Origin of the sequence: Desertibacillus haloalkaliphilus (genome assembly GCF_019039105.1) — a bacterium.
Lineage (GTDB): Bacteria > Bacillota > Bacilli > Bacillales > KJ1-10-99 > Desertibacillus > Desertibacillus haloalkaliphilus.
This window is the reverse complement of the sequence record NZ_JAHPIV010000008.1, coordinates 177,816-199,697: the sequence shown is the minus strand read 5'-3', so window position 1 is coordinate 199,697 and position 21,882 is coordinate 177,816. Positions and strand designations below refer to the sequence as shown.

General features: G+C 38.8%; 27 protein-coding genes. 19 read left to right on the top strand and 8 right to left on the bottom strand.

Annotated features, from left to right (window positions below; genetic code table 11):
* Positions 1–396 (top strand): IS3 family transposase (locus KH400_RS11100; RefSeq protein ID WP_217224626.1); only part of this gene is annotated, 396 nt, incomplete at its 5' end.
* A 257-nt stretch (positions 397–653) separates the two neighbouring features.
* Here KH400_RS11100 and KH400_RS11095 read toward each other — a convergent pair.
* Entirely contained in the window at positions 654–1,541 is an 888-nt protein-coding gene (locus KH400_RS11095) for a COX15/CtaA family protein (protein WP_217224625.1), read from the bottom strand.
* A gap of 371 nt (positions 1,542–1,912) precedes the next feature.
* Between KH400_RS11095 and cyoE the strand changes: the two genes are divergently transcribed.
* The 6 genes from cyoE (at position 1,913) to KH400_RS11065 (ending at position 7,584) form a co-directional block, all read left to right on the top strand.
* Positions 1,913–2,854, top strand: a complete 942-nt coding sequence (gene cyoE, locus KH400_RS11090) for a heme o synthase (RefSeq protein WP_217224624.1) — start codon at positions 1,913–1,915, stop codon at positions 2,852–2,854.
* A gap of 65 nt (positions 2,855–2,919) precedes the next feature.
* Entirely contained in the window at positions 2,920–3,936 is a 1,017-nt protein-coding gene (coxB, locus tag KH400_RS11085) for a cytochrome c oxidase subunit II (protein WP_217224623.1), read from the top strand.
* Between the two features lie 36 nt (positions 3,937–3,972).
* Positions 3,973–5,829 carry a cytochrome c oxidase subunit I gene (gene ctaD, locus KH400_RS11080; RefSeq protein ID WP_217224622.1) on the top strand — a complete coding sequence of 619 codons (1,857 nt, stop codon included), beginning with the start codon at positions 3,973–3,975 and terminating at the stop codon, positions 5,827–5,829.
* A gap of 2 nt (positions 5,830–5,831) precedes the next feature.
* Positions 5,832–6,455, top strand: coding sequence for a cytochrome c oxidase subunit 3 (locus KH400_RS11075; protein ID WP_217224621.1), 624 nt, complete (start codon positions 5,832–5,834; stop codon positions 6,453–6,455).
* Between the two features lie 6 nt (positions 6,456–6,461).
* Positions 6,462–6,806 (top strand): cytochrome C oxidase subunit IV family protein, encoded by a 345-nt coding sequence (locus KH400_RS11070; RefSeq protein ID WP_217224619.1) that lies wholly within the window; start codon positions 6,462–6,464, stop codon positions 6,804–6,806.
* 220 nt (positions 6,807–7,026) lie between these two features.
* A complete protein-coding gene (locus KH400_RS11065; protein WP_217224617.1) occupies positions 7,027–7,584 on the top strand; it encodes a DUF420 domain-containing protein in 558 nt (185 codons plus the stop codon).
* A 176-nt stretch (positions 7,585–7,760) separates the two neighbouring features.
* On the opposite strand, the gene ytvI is transcribed toward KH400_RS11065, so the two are convergent.
* Complete coding sequence (ytvI, locus tag KH400_RS11060) at positions 7,761–8,819, bottom strand: sporulation integral membrane protein YtvI (RefSeq protein WP_217224616.1); 1,059 nt, start codon at positions 8,817–8,819, stop codon at positions 7,761–7,763.
* A gap of 354 nt (positions 8,820–9,173) precedes the next feature.
* Between ytvI and KH400_RS11055 the strand changes: the two genes are divergently transcribed.
* Positions 9,174–9,635 (top strand): TcaA NTF2-like domain-containing protein, encoded by a 462-nt coding sequence (locus tag KH400_RS11055; protein WP_217224615.1) that lies wholly within the window; start codon positions 9,174–9,176, stop codon positions 9,633–9,635.
* A gap of 94 nt (positions 9,636–9,729) precedes the next feature.
* On the opposite strand, the gene KH400_RS11050 is transcribed toward KH400_RS11055, so the two are convergent.
* Positions 9,730–10,080, bottom strand: a complete 351-nt coding sequence (locus KH400_RS11050; RefSeq protein ID WP_217224614.1) for a YugN family protein — start codon at positions 10,078–10,080, stop codon at positions 9,730–9,732.
* Between the two features lie 254 nt (positions 10,081–10,334).
* On the opposite strand from KH400_RS11050, the gene KH400_RS11045 reads away from it, so the two are divergent.
* Positions 10,335–11,390 carry a CAP domain-containing protein gene (locus KH400_RS11045; protein WP_217224613.1) on the top strand — a complete coding sequence of 352 codons (1,056 nt, stop codon included), beginning with the start codon at positions 10,335–10,337 and terminating at the stop codon, positions 11,388–11,390.
* A gap of 102 nt (positions 11,391–11,492) precedes the next feature.
* Positions 11,493–11,720 (top strand): DUF5683 domain-containing protein, encoded by a 228-nt coding sequence (locus tag KH400_RS11040; protein ID WP_217224612.1) that lies wholly within the window; start codon positions 11,493–11,495, stop codon positions 11,718–11,720.
* 80 nt (positions 11,721–11,800) lie between these two features.
* Here the strand turns inward: KH400_RS11040 and KH400_RS11035 are convergent, their stop codons facing one another.
* Entirely contained in the window at positions 11,801–12,169 is a 369-nt protein-coding gene (locus KH400_RS11035) for a hypothetical protein (protein WP_217224610.1), read from the bottom strand.
* A 12-nt stretch (positions 12,170–12,181) separates the two neighbouring features.
* Complete coding sequence (locus KH400_RS11030) at positions 12,182–12,685, bottom strand: PaaI family thioesterase (RefSeq protein WP_246589509.1); 504 nt, start codon at positions 12,683–12,685, stop codon at positions 12,182–12,184.
* A gap of 162 nt (positions 12,686–12,847) precedes the next feature.
* Here KH400_RS11030 and ylbD point away from each other — a divergent pair, with 162 nt between their 5' ends.
* From ylbD to KH400_RS11015, 3 genes are all read left to right on the top strand, one after another.
* Complete coding sequence (gene ylbD / locus KH400_RS11025; protein WP_217224608.1) at positions 12,848–13,276, top strand: spore coat protein YlbD; 429 nt, start codon at positions 12,848–12,850, stop codon at positions 13,274–13,276.
* A gap of 30 nt (positions 13,277–13,306) precedes the next feature.
* Positions 13,307–13,573, top strand: a complete 267-nt coding sequence (locus tag KH400_RS11020; protein WP_217224606.1) for a YlbE-like family protein — start codon at positions 13,307–13,309, stop codon at positions 13,571–13,573.
* A gap of 222 nt (positions 13,574–13,795) precedes the next feature.
* A complete protein-coding gene (locus KH400_RS11015; protein WP_217224605.1) occupies positions 13,796–14,248 on the top strand; it encodes a hypothetical protein in 453 nt (150 codons plus the stop codon).
* A 114-nt stretch (positions 14,249–14,362) separates the two neighbouring features.
* Here KH400_RS11015 and KH400_RS11010 read toward each other — a convergent pair whose 3' ends face one another.
* Positions 14,363–15,130, bottom strand: coding sequence for an ATP-grasp domain-containing protein (locus KH400_RS11010; protein ID WP_217224604.1), 768 nt, complete (start codon positions 15,128–15,130; stop codon positions 14,363–14,365).
* A gap of 116 nt (positions 15,131–15,246) precedes the next feature.
* On the opposite strand from KH400_RS11010, the gene uvsE reads away from it, so the two are divergent.
* The 4 genes from uvsE to KH400_RS10990 all read left to right on the top strand — a co-directional run bounded on the left by uvsE (position 15,247) and on the right by KH400_RS10990 (position 18,632).
* Positions 15,247–16,212 (top strand): UV DNA damage repair endonuclease UvsE, encoded by a 966-nt coding sequence (gene uvsE, locus KH400_RS11005; RefSeq protein ID WP_217224603.1) that lies wholly within the window; start codon positions 15,247–15,249, stop codon positions 16,210–16,212.
* A gap of 60 nt (positions 16,213–16,272) precedes the next feature.
* Positions 16,273–16,713, top strand: coding sequence for a YlbF/YmcA family competence regulator (locus KH400_RS11000; protein WP_217224602.1), 441 nt, complete (start codon positions 16,273–16,275; stop codon positions 16,711–16,713).
* Between the two features lie 101 nt (positions 16,714–16,814).
* Entirely contained in the window at positions 16,815–17,093 is a 279-nt protein-coding gene (locus tag KH400_RS10995) for a YlbG family protein (protein WP_217224601.1), read from the top strand.
* 312 nt (positions 17,094–17,405) lie between these two features.
* Entirely contained in the window at positions 17,406–18,632 is a 1,227-nt protein-coding gene (locus KH400_RS10990; protein WP_217224600.1) for an MFS transporter, read from the top strand.
* 31 nt (positions 18,633–18,663) lie between these two features.
* On the opposite strand, the gene KH400_RS10985 is transcribed toward KH400_RS10990, so the two are convergent.
* Entirely contained in the window at positions 18,664–19,053 is a 390-nt protein-coding gene (locus KH400_RS10985) for a DUF7147 family protein (protein WP_217224599.1), read from the bottom strand.
* Between the two features lie 420 nt (positions 19,054–19,473).
* Here KH400_RS10985 and rsmD point away from each other — a divergent pair, with 420 nt between their 5' ends.
* Both rsmD and coaD read left to right on the top strand, forming a co-directional pair.
* The gene (gene rsmD, locus KH400_RS10980; protein WP_217224598.1) at positions 19,474–20,043 is read left to right on the top strand and encodes a 16S rRNA (guanine(966)-N(2))-methyltransferase RsmD; all 570 of its coding nucleotides are present in this window, start codon (positions 19,474–19,476) and stop codon (positions 20,041–20,043) included.
* 25 nt (positions 20,044–20,068) lie between these two features.
* On the top strand, positions 20,069–20,548 hold the full coding sequence (coaD, locus tag KH400_RS10975) for a pantetheine-phosphate adenylyltransferase (RefSeq protein ID WP_217224597.1): 480 nt from the start codon (positions 20,069–20,071) through the stop codon (positions 20,546–20,548).
* 23 nt (positions 20,549–20,571) lie between these two features.
* Here coaD and spoVV read toward each other — a convergent pair whose 3' ends face one another.
* Positions 20,572–21,813: a dipicolinic acid transporter SpoVV gene (spoVV, locus tag KH400_RS10970; RefSeq protein ID WP_217224595.1), complete on the bottom strand. Its 1,242-nt coding sequence runs from the start codon at positions 21,811–21,813 to the stop codon at positions 20,572–20,574.
* Between the last annotated feature and the right edge of the window lie 69 nt (positions 21,814–21,882).

Genomic DNA, 21,882 nt, shown 5'->3' with positions numbered 1-21,882 from the left:
TATGATGGATCCATTGTCAGTTATGTTCTAGGGCATTCCAATAATAATCAACTTGTATTCAAGACGCTAGACCAAGCCACAGTCCAATTAACGGGGGAACATCCACTTATCCATAGTGATCGTGGGTTCCAATATACCTCTAAAGGATTTAAACGTAAGATAGATGCGGCGAAGATGACACAAAGCATGTCACGAGTTGGTCGATGTATTGATAATGGACCAATGGAATCTTTTTTTGGAACACTGAAATGTGAGAAGTATTATTTGCATAAGTATAGGACATTTGAGGAACTTTCTACTGCGATAGATGAGTATATCCATTTTTATAATCATGAAAGGTACCAAAAAAGATTAAGCGGCCTTAGCCCTATAGAATATAGAGCTAAAGCCGCTTAGGTCATTTTTATTATTTCCACTGTCTACTTGACAGGGGGCAGTTCATTTTGTCCCAGCTTCTAAGCAATGAACGAGTGAAGCCATTGCCAATATTTTAACTCGTTTTGTCCGGACCCCACTATACTGTGAAATCCTACACTCCTAGGGGAACGAAGCAATAGCCTTTTAAGAGATGGTCTATGAATAATTTTGAGGAAATAGGGCAAGATGGGAGGTAATTGAGAAAAAACACAGCTACGAATAGCTGTGCTTTTTTCTTATTTACGTAATATAACCATAGTGAGGTACGACAGACTTGCAAAAAGAAGTGATATGATTAGTGCGTGTAATAAAGAAACTGTTAAGGTATTTCCTAAAAAGATAATCGATATCCCGCTGACCAACTGTGCAATAACAAAGAGTAGCGCGAGACTGCTTGACCATACTAAAACTTTGCTGTGACGATAGTTGCGAAGGACAAGAATAAATAGTATGAATATAAAGATTAAGAGCAACGTGCCAAAAACACGGTGTGAAAAGTGCGCACCTACTGGGCCTGATAATTCAGGTAAGACTTCACCATTACATAACGGAAAACCTGTACAAGCCAGTGTTGCGTTTGTGTGTTTGACGTAAGCGCCAGTATAAATAACAATATAACAGTAAGTGATGACAAAGATTGCGTAGTACTTGAACCCTTTACTTACAACAGGGGCTGGGACATTACGCTTCCCATCTTCAAATACGAGTACAGTAAGGAGGACAACGGTTGCAAATGAAATAGCCGAAATACCAAAATGTAAGGCTAGTACCGCATGAGACTGTCCCCAAACGACTGCACCAGCACCTAAGAATCCTTGGAACATAATAAATAGGATTGCCATGATTGCCATGAATTTGGTTTCACGTACATGAGAGAGCTTTCGCCACGTCCAAATCGCTAAGATAATGACCATTATTCCTAATAGTCCTGAAACAATCCTGTGGCTATACTCAATGATTGTTTCAATCGCAGGTGACGTTGGTATTAACTCACCGAAGCATAAAGGCCATGTCGCACCGCAACCTTCGCCGGAACCTGTTTTGGTGACAAGTGCTCCTTGTAACAAAACAATCAACATGCCAATCGAAGTAATGACAGAATAGATTTTTAATAGTTTATGCACTTTTTTCACCTTTCTTTATTTTGTTAAATGAGATAAAATAAGATGTCGTTAAACCCTTCTTCATCTTAAAAATAAAAGAGGGAAATGTCAATTTATGAAGAATGAACATTCAATGGCTTTTTATAGATTTTGTGAAGATAATGTGAAACTTGGGAAAATGATGAAACAAACTAGATTTTAAGATATAATGTGTAGTAAATAACAGAAATTCTAAATAAGAAATTTGTTATGTTTAGTGTAAGGAGCTATTTGAATGGCGGAAAGTTGTTGAGTCAACTCGAAATTGGTTGGAAGATAAGGAAACGACTTTTCTGATTTACAAGGTTCTATTTTCACAAAGTCATTATTTCGTAAAAGGGGGTGAAATAGACATGAACAAGACAAATACGGCATTTGAGGCTACAGAAGTTATTGATTCTCATGCAAGTGGTGCACTCTCTAGCAGTAAAACAAAGACGTGGAAAGATTATTTAACGTTAGCTAAGATGGGTATCGTCGTATCAAACTTAATCACAACATTTGCTGGTTTGTATTTAGCTTCGGTTTATACAGGTGTAAGCTTAGCTACTAACATTCACATTGTACTTTTAACGTTGTTTGGAGCAGGTTTAGTAATGGCCGGTGGATGTACGTTAAATAATTACATTGATCGAGATATTGATCACCTGATGGAGCGAACAAAAGACAGACCAACTGTAACTGGAAAGGTTGAGGTCAATAATGTCTTGTGGGTTGGATTACTACAAGCAGCTTTAGGTATTTTCCTACTTTATTTAGCGACACCAGTGGCTGGTATTATTGGTATCATTGGTTTACTGGTATACGTCGTCATTTATACGATGTGGCTTAAACGAACTCATTCATTAAATACAATCGTAGGAAGTGTTTCAGGAGCAGTCCCGCCACTCATTGGTTGGGCAGCTATAGATCCTGGCCTACATGTGTATGCATGGGTCATGTTTCTCATCATGTTCTTTTGGCAACCGCCTCATTTTCTAGCGTTAGCAATGAAACGATGTGAGGAATATCGTGCAGCTGGAATTCCGATGTTACCTGTAGTTGCAGGCTTTGGAATAACGAAAAGGCAAATGGTCCTTTATGTTGCTGCGCTGTTGCCGATTTCTCTTATGTTATATCAGTTTGGCTATGTCTATACGATAGTCGCCGCTTTATTAGGAATTGGGTGGCTAGTACTGGGCTTTGCTGGATTCTTTATGAAGGATGACATTAAATGGGCTCGTTTAATGTTTGTCTATTCATTAAATTACTTAACCATTATTTTTGTACTTATGGTCATTGTCCATTTATTATAAATAGCTTACTATGAGGGGGATAAGTGACTGTAATAAAATGCAAAGAAAGTGAGGTTTGACTTTACATGAAAAAGTGGAAAAATGTATGGCGTATTTTACCGATTTTTTTACTACTCCTACTGCTCACAGGATGTGGTGAAACGAATCTAACTGCGCTGGATCCCAAAGGTCCACAATCACAATGGATCTTTGACAATATGTTATTAAGCTTGTATGTTATGGCTTTTGTAACCATTGTCGTTTTTGCAATTTACTTTATTATTTTAGCTAAGTTCAGAAGAGCTCCGGGAGATGATGAAATTCCGAAGCAAGTGGAAGGGAATCACAAACTGGAAATCCTTTGGACAGTGATCCCAATTTTGCTATTAGCAATCTTAGCTGTTCCAACGATTACAGGTACATTCCTTTTAGCTGACACAGAACCAGAAGGCGATCATACTGTTGAAGTTAAAGTAACAGGTCATCAGTTCTGGTGGCAGTTTGATTATGAAGATGAAGGATTCACAGCAGGGCAAGATCTGTACATTCCTGTTGGTGAGAAAGTTCTTTTTGAACTCCATGCTTCTGATGTTGTTCACTCGTTCTGGGTACCAGCCCTAGGTGGTAAAGTAGATACTGTTCCAGGAATCACAAACCACATGTGGCTTGAAGCAGATGAACCAGGAGTTTATAAAGGGAAATGTGCAGAATTATGTGGTCCGGCTCATGCGCTTATGGATTTCAAAGTCATTGCAGTAGAGCGTGATGAATATGACGCTTGGGTGGCAAGCATGCAAGAAGAACCACAAGAGCCAACAGAAGTTGTTGCTCAACAAGGCCGTGAAGTTTTTGAAGAAAATGGCTGTATCGGATGTCACGCGATCGGTGGTACTGGAACTGCAGCAGGACCTGCATTAACCAATTTTGGTGAACGTGAGGTTGTAGCTGGTTACCTTGATTTCACTGATGAAAATATTGAAGCTTGGATCCGTGATCCTCAATCACTAAAACAAGGCAATAATATGCCGGCTTATCCACAGCTATCAGATGAAGAAATGACATCACTAGTTGAATATTTAAAATCTCTGACAGTACTTGAATAATGAACTTTGAAATTGTTTTAAAAGGAGGTAAACCCATTGTCTACGACTACAAAGTCTAAAAGTGTTTTATGGGACTGGTTAACAACGGTTGATCACAAGAAAATCGGGGTTATGTATTTAATTGCCGGTACACTTTTCTTTGTGAAAGCTGGGGTTATGGCATTATTTATGCGTATCCAGCTCATGTATCCGGAAATGAACTTTCTAAGTGGTCAAACGTTTAATGAATTTATTACAATGCACGGAACGATCATGTTGTTCCTGGCCGCAACACCACTACTGTTTGCGTTTATGAACTTTATTGTTCCATTACAAATAGGGGCTCGTGATGTTGCCTTTCCATTTGTAAATGCATTAGGGTTTTGGATCTTCTTCTTTGGGGGATTCTTACTAAGCTTAAGCTGGTTCTTCGGTGGAGGTCCAGATGCGGGTTGGACAGCGTATGTACCGCTTTCAAGCCGTGATTACGCAGGTCTAGGACTTGATTTCTACGTATTAGGTTTACAGGTTAGTGGTATCGGTACGTTAGTTTCAGCGATTAACTTTCTAGTAACAATTGTTAATATGCGTGCACCAGGCATGACAATGATGCGCTTACCATTGTTTGTTTGGACGACATTTATTTCGTCTACATTAATTTTATTTGCTTTTACACCATTAGCTGCTGGTCTTGCGCTGCTCATGCTAGATCGGTTGTTTGAAGCTCAATACTTTATTACTGATATGGGTGGTAATGTTGTATTATGGCAACATATTTTCTGGATTTTCGGTCACCCAGAGGTATATATATTAGTACTTCCAGCATTTGGTATTATTTCAGAGGTAATTCCTGCTTTCTCAAGAAAGCGTCTATTCGGTTATACGGCAATGGTCTTTGCGACAATGCTCATCGCTTTCCTAGGGTTCATGGTGTGGGCTCACCACATGTTTACTGTAGGTATGGGACCAATTGCTAACTCAATTTTTGCGATTGCAACGATGACAATTGCTGTACCGACTGGTATTAAAGTCTTTAACTGGCTCTTTACGATGTGGGGCGGAAAAATTACATTTAATACGGCAATGCTCTTTGCATCATCGTTCGTTCCAACATTCGTACTTGGTGGGGTTACAGGGGTAATGCTAGCAATGGCTCCGGTTGACCACTTATATCATGATACGTACTTTGTTGTAGCTCACTTCCATTACATTATTGTTGGTGGGATTGTCCTAGCTTTATTTGCAGGTGTGTTCTACTGGTATCCAAAAATGTTTGGTCACAAGCTAAATGAAGGACTTGGGAAGTTGTTTTTCTGGGTATTCTTTATTGGTTTCCATTTAACTTTCTTTGTTCAACATTTACTTGGTCTAATGGGTATGCCGCGTCGAGTGTATACATTCTTAGGTGATCAAGGATTAGATACATTTAACTTTATTAGTACAATTGGTACGTTCTTTATGTCAGCGGCGATTATTATTCTTGTTATTAATGTTATTTACTCTGCATTTAAAGGCGAGCGTGTTGGTGCCGATCCGTGGGATGCTCGTACGTTAGAATGGGCTACTGCTCATCCGCTTCCAGAGTATAACTTTGCGCAAACACCACAAGTGCGTTCACTTGACCCATTATTCTACGAGAAAATTCATGGTGATGGTAAAATGAAACCAGCAGAGCCTCTCCAGGATATTCATATGCCAAACGGTTCGATCTTACCGTTTATTATGTCGGTTGGGCTATTTATCTCAGGCTTCGGTTTTATTATGTTTAACATGGAAAACCCAATTCTACCACCGATTGTTGTTGCTGTAGGTGGATTAGCGATTACATTTATTTGTATGATTGTGCGATCTGTTAAAGAAGATCATGGTTATCATATTCCAGTTGAAGAAATTAAAGCAAAGGAGGTTAACTAATAATGGCAAATGCAGTTGATCATTCAAAAGGCCTCCCGAGTCATCCTGAGAAAGCAACATTAGAAGCGAAGAATAAGTTTCTAGGATTTTGGTTTTTCCTAGGCGGTGAAACGGTTCTCTTTGCAACTTTCTTTGGTACGTTTTTAGGGTTACGTAGTGGTGTAGCTGATGGCCCAACATCACAAGATGTGTTTGCACTTCCTCTTGCTTTTATCATGACGATGCTACTTTTAACGAGTAGTTTAACAAGTGTATTAGCAATGTTTGCAATGAAGAAGAATAACTTTAGAGGCCTAATGATTTGGATGTGGATTACAGTCCTTTTAGGTTTAGGCTTCCTAGGGCTTGAAATTTATGAGTTCTATGAGTATGTTCACCACTATGGATTAGGTTTTACGACTAGTGCTTTTGCTTCATCATTCTATACGTTAGTTGGTCTTCATGGTGCCCACGTTGTCTTCGGGCTTTCTTGGATCATCACGTTGCTTATTCGTTACCGTAATTCCGGAATTACATTAACGAATGCACCTAAGTTTTATGTAGCAAGTCTGTACTGGCACTTTATTGACGTCGTATGGGTGTTTATCTTTACGGTTGTTTATCTTTTAGGTGTAGTAGGGGGGTAACATGATATGGCAGATAACTTAAGTCAACCATTTTCCAAAAGTGCAATGACTGAGGAAGAGAAGGTACAATTTCAACGTGAGAAAAAGCAACAAGTAGTAGCATTTGTGTTAATGATTTTTTTAACACTGCTTGCGTTCCTAGCTGTAGCTGCTGATTTTCTTCCAGTTATGTTTGTAATTCCATTTATTCTTTTGTTAGCCTTGGTTCAGTTCGTTTTACAAATGTTCTATTTTATGCATTTGAAAGATAATGATCATGGCTGGGCTAATGCATTTATTTGGTCAGGTGTATTCATTGCGATCCCAACGATTGCAGCTCTAATGCTTTTATTAGGAATTACAAAATACTAAATGTAAGCAAAACAACCTCGTTTTTTTAAACGGGGTTGTTTTATTTTTTATTTTACTTTACAGGTAAGCGCGGTGGTTCTTGGCAGGTTAGGCGATCGTCTCTGTGAAGTTCAAATTATTGTTAAAATCTTAAAAGCTCAGGGCTCACCTTTTGATATGTGAATAGTGTATAATTTAGTGATGAGACAAGTTATATAACAATATAGGGGAGAGAACATGTATGTATAATTCTAGCCATGAGGTTGCAAATGATCCTGTGAAAAAAAGAAATTATAAACCATTGATCATCATTTTAACGATTGTGATTAATGGGATTGTTGTTGCACTAATGTCAATCCCGCCTGTTCAAGGGTTTGATCTATTTGATGTAAAGGTCTTACCTTTAATGAATGCAATCTTTAATAGCTTTACATTTTTATTTTTACTCGCTGCACTTATTGCAATTATAAAAAAGAATGTTACGTTACATCGTCGCTTTATTTATGCAGCATTTACGACAACGACGTTCTTTTTGGTGACGTATGTCGCCCATCACATGCTATCGGAGTCAACTTCTTATGGTGGTGAGGGGCCATTACGTTATATCTACTTCTTTATTTTAATTACGCATATTATTTTAGCTGCAGTTATTGTACCACTTGCATTAATGGCTGTTACGCGAGCATGGAATATGGAAATTGAGAGGCACCGAAAGATCGCTCGGTGGACAATGCCGTTATGGCTATATGTAAGTTTGACTGGGGTATTAGTATATATTTTAATTTCTCCATATTATTAACGATCAATAAGCTAAAGAAGTTAGTTATACAACGTTAAAAACAGCCGTTCTTTTGAACGGCTGTTTTGTTGTAGAGGGACGGAGTGAGCGAACGAGGACGAATAATCAGAGAAGGGTGCTTACCTCACATTGCCTTCGATTGGAGTATGGGAAGAAAAGTGTATTTCAAGGGAATTTTAAATTTTAAAGTTTAAACGGATAATCCCCGCCTCACGTGCCGATGTAAAAGCAATGACGATCAGAGGACCGATGATAAAGCCCATCACACCAAAGAGCATCAAACCGATATACATAGCAATGAGTGTCGCTAAAGGTGAAAGACCAATTTGTTGTCCCATAACTTTAGGTTCTACTGTACGACGAATGATTAGAAGTATCGCCGCTAAAATCAGCAGTTGTGTTCCTATAGCAACGTTTCCAGCAATGAACTGGAAGATTGCCCAAGGCGCGAGAATGGCGATCGAACCGATAATAGGGATGAAATCAATCAGCCAAATGATGAAGGCCATTAATAAAGCAACTTCAGGAGCTATAATGAGCAGCCCTATTAACGTGACAATGAATATAATGATACTCACCAAAAATTGAGCTTTAAAAAAACCAAAAGTAACAAATGAAAGTCTAGAAGCCATGAAATTAACTTTATCAGCTGTCTTTTCTGTAAAGAAAGTGAACAACTGTCGCTTAAGGCGTGGTAATTCAAGCAAAAATAAAAATAGGGCGATCAAATAAACAATAAATGTAACGAGATATCCGGGTATTCGAGTGACGAATGCGGTTATATCGTTGATTAAATTTCGGTTTCCAATTTCTTCACGAAGGTTATTTAACGTTGAGGTTACTTGAGAATTGATTTCGTATACCAACTCTGGTGGTAAGTCTTGGTATGTATGTTCTAAATTTCGTTGGAAATTAAGCCAAGCACGATTGATGTCATTAATATGTGTAGGCAAATGCTCCACCAGTTGGATCGCTTGAGTAACCGCCTTCGTTGTAATAAAGTAGCCAGAAAGTCCGATAAAGCAGACAAATAAACTAAAAACGATCATGACAGCGATGTTTCGTTTTAATTTTGTCCGCACGTGCAAGGCTTTTACCGCGGGTGAAAGTATTAAGGCTGTAAATAGCGCTAAAAGAATTGGTAACGAAACGGGTAAAATAAAGTATCCTGCGATAATTAAAAGAATGACCGTAATCGTGATTAGTAAAACACGCTTAGAGAAAATCGTCGACAATGGTAAACCCCTTTCTAAAATGTAGACAACTGTTAGTTTGATTATATTATGTTATTTGCTAGATGAACAGATAAAAGTCTTACTTGTTTAAGAAGTCTGAGAGTAGGTATCATTATTTTTACATAGCACTGATGACACCGATGGAAAATCCCCTAGTTATGTAGACTCCACATATATAATACTAAGTATAAAGCAAATTTTTAAATTTTCAATTCTAGTAACATTAAGATCTCGTGACAACTTCTATTCTAGATTTCATCTGTTTATGAAAGAAAGCTATTGATGTTTGTTGAAAAGTAGAGTACGCTTGTCCTATGCTTGTCTAGTACGATTTTTTTAAAACGAGGGAGAAAAATGTTAAGAATAAAAATTATAGTTGCGTTGTTTATTATATTGGTGATATTGACAGCATGTAGTTCAAATGAAAATGTTGAATTAACACAGGTATCGATCGAAGAGGCCGGGGATGTGGTCGATTTTGTTATGAATTATAAACAAGAAGAAGTCATTGCAGTCAATGAATTGGGATTTAATACGATTGAATCCTATCTTGTCACAAACAATAGCTTCTATCATTCGTTGCGCCGTCATATGAGTGATTTACAGTCGATGGGAACGCAAATGGAACTAGTTGATATAACAATAGAAGATGTGTTTTATGATGAAGAGTTGACGGAGTACCATATTTACGTAAATGAAATCGTAGAAGTTGAAGATTTTCAACAACAGCCAACGATAAAGGATGATCATGTCAATTATATTGTAACTAATAAGGATGATCGATTGCGCATTGTTACCATTCGATCGCGTATGTAAAAAATAAAAAGAGGCTTGTCCCATAAGTGTCAGTTCAGCTCGTAGAGAGACGATTGTTGCTTGACTGTGGGACAGCCTCTTCTTTTTATGTACTTTATTTTTCAAGTTGTTCTTTCAACGTTTCTAATTTCTTCGTTGCTTTACTAACGATTTTGCTAGGGAAATCTTCATCATATTCAACACCATGTGGGTAGTAATGTCTACCTAATACAGGATCAAGTAATTTTACAACGGCATTTGATTTGGGTGTCTCCCCTTCAATCGCGTAGGCTTGAACTCGTAAATAATAAACTGCGTTCTCTACTTGATCTTCAAACTTATAATCAAATGATACCCGCTCATAGTCCCATTGACCAGCAAGGACAAATCCAACGCTTTCTGCAGCATATTGTAATTTTGAAAGCTTCATTTCTTGATCAGAAATCCCAATATTTTCAAATTTCATTTTTTAACCTCCTAAGTCTAACCTATACTTATCTTATCATAGTATGAAAATAAAGAAGATGCAATAAAAATAATGTTGAAACTTTCCTATAGAATAGTTGGTTTTTCCCTTGCTTCACTCGTTTCACTCTTGACGAAAACTGCTTTGTTGTTGTCGAATCATAGTAGTTCAACACTTATCTTTGTGGGCGGGAGGGAATCTAATCAGGAAAAACGAAACTACAGATATTACAAGTTTTGGGAGTGGAGTTAGAAATGAAAAGAGCCGGTTGTTTACTTAGTATTGTCACAGTCGCTGTGGTTATCTTTTTTGTTGATCATTTGCTTCAGAATCCGTTAGATCAGGTATCTGATCATGAAGGCACCGTTATGGAACGAGATGAACAAACTGATTCAGCTGGGATGGTCAATCAAAATAGCGAACAAGAAAGCGACGGTTTACATCAAGTAATCGAGAAAAGTGCAGATTGGGTTCGTGATACGTATGGAAATCCAGACCGTATCGATCGTTCTGCATATGATTATGACTGGTGGGTCTATCACAAAGATGACAACGAATACATACAGATTGGGGTAGAGGACGGGGGCGTTGTTACCGTCTATGCTATCGGAGATCAGTTGCCACTTGAGACTTTTTCGATTGGTGATACGTATGAGGAGATAAGTGAGCAGCTTTCTTTTGAAAAAAAGGTGTCATTCAAAGAAAATGGAAATTCATATATGTTTGAGTTAACTGATAATGAGCTTGAAGCGAGACCGTTAATCGAATTTGATAGTTATTGGGTCCAACTTTATTTTGATACGTTTACGAAGCAGCTGTCGAGTATACGTTTTCTTGACTCTGCCACGCTAGTAAAGCAGCGGCCATACTCACTGACCTATCGCGGGGAGTTATATGAACCTGAACCATTATCTGAGGAGGAGTGGGCAGAGGTTGAAGATGGACAATCCAGACAAATATTAGATGTGACAAACATTCTCCGTCAGCGCCACGGTCATTCCCCATTTACATGGCACGATGACGTTTCTGAAGTTGCGTATCAACACAGTTTAGATATGTATACAAACCAATATTTTTCTCATACATCACCAATGCATGGAGAGTTGAAAGATCGCTTAGAGTCAAGTTCCATTAGCTTCCAAATGGCTGGTGAGAATATTGCGGCAAAATACGTGGATGCAATTGAAGCTGTCGAAGGTTGGTTAAATAGTGAAGGTCACCGTGTTAATCTGTTAAGTGATGAGTTTACCCATTTAGGAGTTGGTGTCTATAAGAAGTATTACACGCAAAATTTTTTGACGCCCTGGTAAGTTTTAGCCTCAAGTTCTAAATGAGCGATCAAAAACATCTATTTAATACAAGAGAACAACAACGATCATTTAGATCGGAGCTAACGATGAGGAGGTCGCATCATGAAAAATCCAGGTTTAGCAGCTGTGTTAAGTTTCTTCATTGCAGGGCTTGGTCAAATTTATAACGGAAAGATCGCAAAAGGTATTGCTTTTATCGTTGCTTATTTCATTTCAGCATTATTAATGACGATCTTGATTGGTTTTATAACGACACCGATTCTGTGGATTTGGGGTATGGTAGATGCATATAAGGATGCAGAGAGATTGAATAAAGGGATTACTAATTGAAGTACTGGGATGTCCTCTAAGGAAAATGTTAATGTTAGAGGGCATCCCCAATTCGTGTATTTGATCGAGTGTTTATCATTTTAAGGTTGCTCATTTTTTATTTCAACACGATTAGCATAAAAATAATCCCCCTGCCATTGACCAAAGGCTACAACCAAATCATTGGCTTTTACAGTAAGGGGTTGATTTTCTTGTTTCATTGGCTGCTCAATGATGACTTTATGTTGTCCAGCATCATTGCTGATCATGAGCTCGATTGACCAAATAAACATCGACTGATAAAAGCGTTTTTTATCAATATGGAAACGGCTAACCTGACCTGATAGTACTTTTGCCTCTTCGATTGTGCCGATTTGCTCCCATTTTTTGATATGCTCTTTTTGATCACGTTTAACGATAATAAAAAAAGTTAAGAAGAGAGCAGGTAAAACGATTGCGGCAACCAGCATAACCTCATCCCCTTATGGTCGTTCAATAATAAAAAAGGTTCCTGTCCCCATAGCGACCAGTTGATCAGTATCTGTATAGACCTTCGCCTCTGTAACGCATAATTGCTTGCCATGATGTACGAGCGAGGCAACACATCGTAAATAATTTCCAATTCCAGGCTTTAAGTAATTAACTTTGATTTCTGACGTGACGACCGTTTGTGTTTTTGGAAGGTGTTCATTAATAACTGTTCCCATTGTTGTGTCGAGCAGGGTGGCTGTGATCCCTCCATGGACCATCTTTAATGGGTTTTCTATAATCGGTTGAATCGGTAACGTCATTTCAAGGTCACCATTTTCTAACGAACGGGATTCAATTTGTGTGAGCGCCCCTAAATAGGTTGAGTGGTCTTCCTCTTGTTTTTGTTTTAATCCTTTGAGGATTGATAATAGTACTTCTTTTTCTTCTCGATTTGCTTCTTCTAAATAATCATTAACCATTTTTGTTATATTCGTATTTTGGATTTCAGTTTGCATGTGTGATTCCTTTCTTTCGTCATTGCAAGTTTTCTTATAGTTTAGCAATACTTACATCGCTCAGCAAATATTTTAAAAAATGGGCGAACGTTCCTATAGGCTATTTTGTATGATATAAGTGAATACAGTTACTTTGACAGGATTTGAATAGGAGGTGACGACATGAGTGATCAACGATCACTTCACCCTTCAGTACAGAAGTTTAAAACGTTTGTAAAAGATCACCCGTTACTAATCAAGGAGGTAAGACAAAAACGAACGACTTGGCAACAATTGTATGAAGAGTGGATGTTATTAGGAGATGATGATCCACAGTGGGAAAAGTACAAAAAACGTCATTTGAAACAAGATCGGTCGGAGTCAGAAAATGTGGAGAGTAGCGATCAAGCAACTGAAAATTCAGAGTCAATCACGCAGCTAATGTCTCTCTTGAAAAAAGTGAATTTTAATGATATACAGCATCACTTGTCTCAATTTAATGGACTTATTTCTAACGTTCAAACCATTATGAAACAATTTCAAGGATCGAGTTCGAATCAACAGTCAGAAAGTCAGCAAGGTCAACAGCCTTTTTCATTTCGGAAGGATTAATAACGGACGTAAGGTTTAGGAGGGTAAGGGGTGCGAAGGGATGTACAAACGTATTTGCAAACACGGCCTGACTTGAAACGATACTTACGTGAGCAACCCATTTGGTATCGTAGGCTAAGCAGAGACCCTCGTTTGGTGAAAGAAATGGAACGAGAGGCCAATTACTTTTATGGAAAAACAATCCCACAACGAATGGAGCGTTTTCAATCGAACATCAATATGGTCATGATGCTTTTAGAGTTCCTTCGGTCAACGAGCGAACCGAATCATGAAACAGGGTCAAATGATTTGACGTAGGGGGATTAGCAAGTTCGGTTAACAGAGTGAACAAATAATAGAGGGCAGGACAAAACTAGTTAAATCGATGGCTGGGACAAAAGGTAAACCTACCTTTTGTCCCAGCCTCTTTCTGTGAATATACATCGTTCTGCGCTTCAGTATATAGAAATGAAGTCAATTTAGGATAAACTGCCAAGTCATGGTTAACAATAAAACTACTGATAATAAGGAGGGTTACTTATGATAATGTTACTAATACGACTGATGAGCTTGGTTGTTATTGTAGGTGTTAGTGGTTCGATCATGACTGGAGGAGACCAAGTACAAGCAAGTCCAGACCAAAGTGAAGTGGAGGTCGTTCCCTTACAATCAACTGGCGTCATTGAGGTAAGTACGGACCAATCAGAAAAACGTACTATGAAGGTGAATCATGAAGTAAAGGACAAGGATGTCTACGTGGATTGCATTGTTTCCGATTTTACGTTTAGTGAAGAACGTGCTGGGGGAAGTCATGTAGATGGTGAAGGTCATATCCATTTATTTGTTGATGACAAACGTGTAGACTCCATCTATCAAGCTGCGTTTATCATTAAAGGACTTCCAACAGGTAACCATACAATAAAACTAGAACTAGCTAAAAATGATCATACATCCTATGGGTTAGAAGAAGAATTCGAAGTGTCTATTCCATAGTGAAGTCCCCTTTATCTTGAGGTCTGAAGATAAAGGGGGTTAAATAAGGCTGGTTCAACAATCGAGGTTGGGCCTCTTTATGAATTGTTATGCGTTCAACCGCTAAACGAGTATTCAAGAGTGGTTCAATGTGATATAGTCGTAAATCGTTTTTTCAACGGAAATGCCGCGCTGTTGGAGGCCTTGGTTTCCAAATAATATATTAAATTCCAGAAAGTACATATGACCATGGGCGAATACGAGATCGAACCCCGCATGATTGATACCGAGTTGTTTAGCGGTCTTTTTCACTAATTCAATCGCCTCTGGTGGAATATTCTCAAAGGAGATTTGTCCGCCTTGGGCTACATTATTTTGAAACCCATCACCTTCGTTGATACGCCAATAGGCCGTTAGGATGTCATCACCAACAAAACAAACACGAAGGTCACGATCAATCGGTAAATATTCTTGAATATAGAAATATGGATTATTTTTTGTGTACTCCATAAATTGAGCTTCATTTTTAATTAAGAAGACACCTTTTCCCATTGAATTTTTGATCTCTTTAGCGACAAAAGGGAAAGCAAAGGTGTTTAACACATAGTTGATGTTTTCTTGGTTTCTTCCGAGAATTTCAGTACGCGGCACATTTTCAGGGCAGACACTCCAAAGTGCTCGTGTGACTTCAATTTTATTATGACCGAGATGAAAAGATTGGATGTTTGGGAAGATCTCTTTTTTCATCCCATATACGAGCGGATTTATTTGCCAATATTCAGGGAAAAGGCAGATATCTGCACTTGCAATTTTTTCACGTTCTTTATACATATGTTCCGGTTTAACATAGTTAATGTTTGGGATCCCGATTGTTCGAAACGGGTTAAAAGTTACGATTTTCATGACGTCACCCTTTATTTAGTTTTTGTTGTTCAAATTGATTATAAACGAGAAAATAATTACCTGGTAGCTTTAAAAATAGGTAGAGAAAAATAACAATGGAAAAGGGGGCGATAATCGTGTATGTACGGTTTGGGTATGTTGCGATGAGTGAACTGTTGCAAAATGCTTCACCCTCTCAGACAATGACGGCTACACAGTTTGAAAAAATCGTGGATCGAGAGGCTAGGCTGCGGCGGTTAGAAAGAATTTCAAATGCTAACTTGGACAATTGCTTGCGCCTTGTTAAGCATAATGCCGCACATGACATTTCATTCTTTAGACTGTCTTCTAGACTTATTCCGCTTGTAAATCACCCACTAACGGAAGGGTGGAAATATGAAAAAGCGATCTTTCCGAATTTGAAGCAATTAGGTGAGTATATCCGATCAAAACAAATGCGCGTTGATTTTCACCCAGATCATTTTGTCGTCCTAAATAATCCGGATGAAGAAGTTTTCAATCGATCGTTACAAACACTGTTGTATCACTATAAGTTACTAAAAGGTCTGGGCGTTGATCCAACGCATCGTTGTGTCCTACATATCGGAGGGAAAAAGCATGGGAAAGTAAGTGGGCTTGAGACGTTTATTGATAACTTTGAAAATATTCCAAGCCAACTTCAGAAAATGATTATGATTGAAAATGATGATACAGTATACCATACAGAGGACGCTCTTTATCTTGGGGAAAAACTTGGAATCCCTGTGGTTTTTGATCTCCATCATCATGACGTAAATCATCCGGAAACACCTCTTTCAGAGCTTTGGCCACGAGTTGTCGCTACTTGGTCAAATAGTCCATTACCAGTAAAAATGCATATATCAAGTCCTATCGATGGGGAGCTAGATAAGCGTCACCATGATTATATTGATAAAGATCGTCTGTTGCATTTTCTAGAGACGATTAACGGGACGTGTGAAGAGCTTGATATCATGATTGAAGCGAAGAAAAAAGATGTTGCCTTATTCACATTAATGGAGCAGTTGTCAGCTGAACCCTCTTGCGAGTTGACAAGTGAGGCAAGCATTCACTATATGCCATAACAAACGTGGCATTTATCATTTTGGCTTGTAGATGATATAATGAATGTAGGAGGTGTCTAGATGCTTACAGCAGTTACAAGTATGGAAGTCCTCGAAGAAGCTGATGAATTAGCGCGCATGATTCTTTCTTCGGATCTTTTTCAAGCATATAAGGAAAGTAAACATAAATTACAAACTGACGAGCATGCACAGCAGTTAGTTGCTCGATTTATAAAGATGAAAGAAAGTTATGAAGAGGTGCAACGGTTTGGTAAATATCACCCAGATTATGATCGGGTCTCAAAGGAGATTCGGGTGCTAAAAAGAGAACTTGATATGCATGATTCTGTAGCCGAATATAAACGGCTAGAAAAGGAGCTAGAAACGCTTCTAAATGAAGTGAGTGCACATGTCGCAAGGGCAGTTTCGGAATCAATTAAAGTACCAACGGGGAATCCATTTTTTGATAACCTCTCTTGTAGTGGAGGGTGTGGTTCTGGTGCTGGTTGTAGTTGTGGATAAATACGACTGATTCTTAGTACCATACGGATGCTGATTTAACATTGCCGAACACCAGTGAACATGCTAGACTGAACATAAATGACAAAAAAGGAGAAACCAATATGATTGGTGGAAATCGACAAGGACTTGCCGTTTGGTTACATTCATTAAAGTATGCCCGTCAGTTAAGACGCTATGGTAATGTCCATTATGTCTCAAAAAAAATGAAATATGTGATTTTGTATTGTAATGCGGAAACGATTGATGATACGGTTGAACGCCTTGAGTCAAATCATTATGTGAAGTCAGTGAAAAAGTCAATGCGTCCGTTTATTAAAACAGAATATCAAAATTCTCAGCCGGATAAGGCTAAAGAATATGATTATCGAATGGGTCTTTAAGGGCTGTTCCATCTTGGAGCAGTTCTTTTTTTAATGGTTAAGGGGCGGAGTGCGCTAGCAATGAGGAGAAGTCATAGAAGTAAGCTTACTCGCACCGCCTTAGAGTTAAGTAATAGGGTGAATTCACTGAAGTAGAAGAATCTTGTTCGAAGGAGGCAAGGATGACGTTGTGTGATTAATGGCAAACGAGAAAGATAGTCGTTGATCTCCTTTGAAATACAATCCTTTTTCAAAGATAACCGGAGAAGACTGTTGTTGATGATGTTGCCTTACGAAACATATAATGGAGAGAATCTAAGGAAGTGATCAACAGTGGAATTATGGAAACGAAATTTATGGATTCTTATGGCTTGTCAGTTTTTTGTAATGGGATCAATGTCTATGATTATCCCATTTTTACCTTTATATTTACAGGAGCTTGGTGTAAGCGATCCTGAGAAAGTAAGTTTATGGACAGGGCTCATTTTTGGAGCAAACTTTTTAACAGCGTTTTTATTTTCCCCATTTTGGGGGAGACTCGCAGATCGTTATGGTCGAAAATCGATGGTTTTACGGTCTGGATTTGGGATGGCGGTTGTTTTAACGCTAACTGGTTTTGCGACAGGTCCGTTATCATTGCTTGGATTACGACTTTTAAATGGAGTGATTTCTGGGTTTATCCCTGCATCTATCGGTTTAGTAGCCACAAATACACCAAAGCAAAAAGTCGGGTATGCACTCGGAATGCTTCAATCAGGTGCCGTAGCTGGTTCGATTTGTGGACCATTATTAGGCGGACTGATGGCTGAAGTGATGGGATACCGGATGATCTTTTATGTCACGGGCTTTTTTATACTTATCGCTGCGTTTGTCGTGCTTTTTTTTGTTAAGGAATCCTTTACTCCGCAAAAGGAACAAGAGAAAACAAATACGATAAAGGACTTTAAGAAAGCTACAGCTTATGCCCCAATCTTGTCTTTATATGTTGTAACGTTCTTGATTCAATTTGCTCTGATCGGTGTTAACCCTTTTATTTCGTTATATGTGCAAGAATTAAGCTCGTACGGAAATCTCGCGTTATACGCCGGGCTGGCCGTATCGGTGATGGGGTTTGCGAATATGTTAACCTCCCCGATATTAGGTAAAATGAGTGATAAAAAAGGTGCAGAACGTGTGTTGGTGTTTGCGTTAATTGGTGTCGCGGTCGTTTCGATCCCACAGGCATTTGTTACGAGTTTGTGGCAATTGATCATCTTGCGTTTTATGGTCGGTCTTTGTTTAGGTGGGTTGCTTCCCGCAGTGAATACGCTCATACGTCATCATTCACCAGAAGGGATGGAAGGACGCACCTATGGTTTTTCTAATAGTGCGCTTTATTTAGGAAATATGTTGGGTCCTCTCGTAGGTGGGTGGACAGTATCGCTCGTTGGGCTACGTGGGTTATTTATTGTTGCCAGTGTTGTCTTATTTACAAATGTTATCATTGTGAAATGGAAAGTGTTACCGGCGGTAGAAGCGAAACAATATGATACTAACAAAAAAGTTGCAGCAATGAAATAAAACTGCAACTTTTTTGCTAACCAACTAACCACTAAGAGAGTGCTGGAATGTAGTTATTCATTCGTAGAATTCCGGTTAAGTATTGATAATAAAGCTCTCGTTCGTTAAAAACAGATGAGGGTTTAACATCAATCGTTACGATTTCTTGCTTTAATTCGCTGGCAGCCTCGGCAAATAGGTTGTATCGTTTATTTTCTTTCCATTCAGGCTGTGGTACTCCTTCACGACAGATGTAGAGTGGCTGCAGTTTACCTGGGCTTGCTGGTTGTAAAACGACAACGAGTGATGTAACTGGTCGCTCGTTAATCGTTGTATTGAGGCGAATGAAACGGTGGATACGGTTGCTATTTGTACGAGCGAGTTCGATTAATTCATATAAATCTGATAAGCCTTCACCGAGTTCAATAAAACGTTGGATCATCTTAACTCTCCCTTTCTATGTTTTCTTTTCATACTCTAGCACTTGTTCAGAACGATTGTCGACTATTGTAGGATTGGATGACAAATCTTACGTGATGGATGAAGACAAAAAAACCTCGTAGGAAATAACCCTACGAGGTGCCTTGCAACATACGACAGTATGTACTAGGCTATGGGAGAGGAGAAACCGGAGGAAGAACTTATGGGGAAACGTAAGCCTTCTCCGCGGTTGTTAGCAACTTAACGTTGCTAATCATAGTATGACCGGTACATCATATTTTATACGTGATAATTATTAAAACTGGTGATGTTCGTATAAATTTTTTTGATTTCTGGAGAATATTATTAATGTTTTTTTGAATTTGTGATAGGATATAAAAGAAAAATAAAAAGCTTATACAGGTAGTAAGGTGTGAAAAGTGTGAGAGTCATTTCAGGTGAGCGACGAGGACAGCCTTTGCGAGCGGTTTCTGGCTCAACGACGAGGCCTACGACGGATAAAGTAAAGGAATCAATTTTTAATATGATTGGTCCTTACTTCGATGGAGGTATTGGCCTTGATTTATATGGTGGTAGTGGAGGGCTTGGCATTGAAGCGCTGAGCCGAGGGTTAGATCAGATGATCTTTGTTGATACGAACCGTAAAGCGATTGAGACGATTAACTTTAATGTAAAGCAATGCAGATATACTGACCGTACAGAAATTTACCGTAATGATGCTATGCGAGCATTAAAGGCGTTAATTAAGCGAGAGGTTGCTTTTACGTATATTTTTCTTGATCCTCCATATGCGAAACAGAATATCGCCAAAGAAATAGAATTGATTGATGATCATCAACTATTAAATGAAAGCGGTGTTATTGTGTGCGAACACGATGTAGAGGTTGACTTGCCGATGCAAATAGGTCGGTTAACGAGCGTGAGGTCTGAGGTGTATGGTGATACGCAAATATCAATTTATCAATATGCACGTGTAAACACCGATACATAAACCTAGGAAAAGGGGAGATGCAGATATGGCAAGTATAGCAGTATACCCGGGAAGCTTTGATCCTGTGACCCATGGGCATTTAGATATCATTTCACGAGGAGCGAGGGTCTTTGATAAAGTCGTTGTAGCAGTACTACATAATCGTAATAAAGTGCCATTATTTTCAGTGGAAGAGCGTGTTCAGTTGTTAAAAGAAGTGACAAAGGACATGGACAATGTCGAAATCGACCATTTTAATGGTTTGTTGGTTGATTATATTAGTGAAAAAAAGGCAACAACAATCATTCGTGGACTTCGTGCTGTCTCTGACTTTGAGTATGAAATGCAGGCAGCATCAATTAACCGTAAATTGAACCCAGAGATTGAAACGTTCTTTATGATGACGAATAATCAATACTCTTATTTAAGCTCTAGTATTGTAAAGGAAGTAGCCAAGTACCAAGCAACGGTGACCGACTTAGTGCCAGAGGTTGTTGAGAGTGCGTTACAAGAAAAGTATAAATAAGAAAAAACAATCCATTTCCAGTGTTAGAAATGGATTGTTTTTTTTGTAGGTTGTAAGGCTCGTTTAGCACGTATTAGGATATACGTACATAAAAAAAGCAAGGTAAAGGCTGGTCCGTATTGCACAAGAGTGTCCCACCATGTGCTGATCCATGATAGTGATGCTTCTCCTGCGAGTGCTGGCACTGCTTGGTTGTGAAGATCATCGCCCTGCCGGTTAAGATAAAGTGGCTTCCATAAAAGCATGGCAAAACCAGCAGCGAAGAACCCATGGAAGATTCGTGCGAAAAAAAACGGTTTGAATCGGATATCTGTTTCAGCTAAAATACTCGCCACTTGAGCTTGAACAGAAAAACCGCTAAAGGCAAGGATAAAGCTAGTAACTACGATCTGTTCGAATAATGTTGCAGTATCTGTCTGACTAGCCATTTGTCCACCTAGAGTAATTTCAAACATACCAGAAATGAGTGGTAAGCTTAATTCTTTTGGTAGTTGGAAGAATGTTAGTATAATAGTGAAAAAATATGAGATAATGGTGGTGATCTCAAGCAGACTCAACAGTCTATTAAAGACAGAAAATAAAATGACAAAGCCACCAATCATCAATAAGGTTTGTACGGATGACTGAACCGCATCACCTAAAAGTTGTCCGATTGGTCGTCCGTCTTTTACTCGTTCTTGATGAAGTAGTTCTAGTGCATTCTTTAGTGATAACTTTGGCTTTTTGCTATCCTTTTGTGGTTGTTCTTCGTCAACGCGGTGAAAACGCATTAGTAGCCCAACACAGATGTTGCCAAAATAATGGGCCAGGGCAAGAACGATGCCAAGTGCGGCATTGTGAAAAAAGCCAACTGCGATAGCTCCAAAAATAAACAGTGGATTCGATGAGTTCGTAAAGGACACGAGTCGCTCTGCTTCGATGGCAGTAAGCTTCTTTTCTTGACGTAATCGAGCTGTTAATTTTGCTCCTGCTGGATATCCAGAAGCCAGCCCCATCGCCCAAACAAACCCACCAACGCCAGGAACGCGGAAAAATGGGCGCATTAAAGGTTCTAGCAATGCACCGATAAAAGTAACAACACCAAAACCAATCAGCAATTCAGATACAATAAAAAACGGAAGCAGGGAAGGGAATACGACTTCCCACCACATTTCTAACCCACGTAATGATGCATCAAACGCTTCATTCGGATAGATCATTAACGAGGCTGCCAAGCTTATCGCTAGTAGTGCAAGGAAGATAGTTTTGATGAATGAGGGTTTCAAGGGCGGGCCGCCTCCTTCAGTTAAAGTTTAATTTTTTTTGTAATATCTTTGGGTAACTTTTTTTAGAAA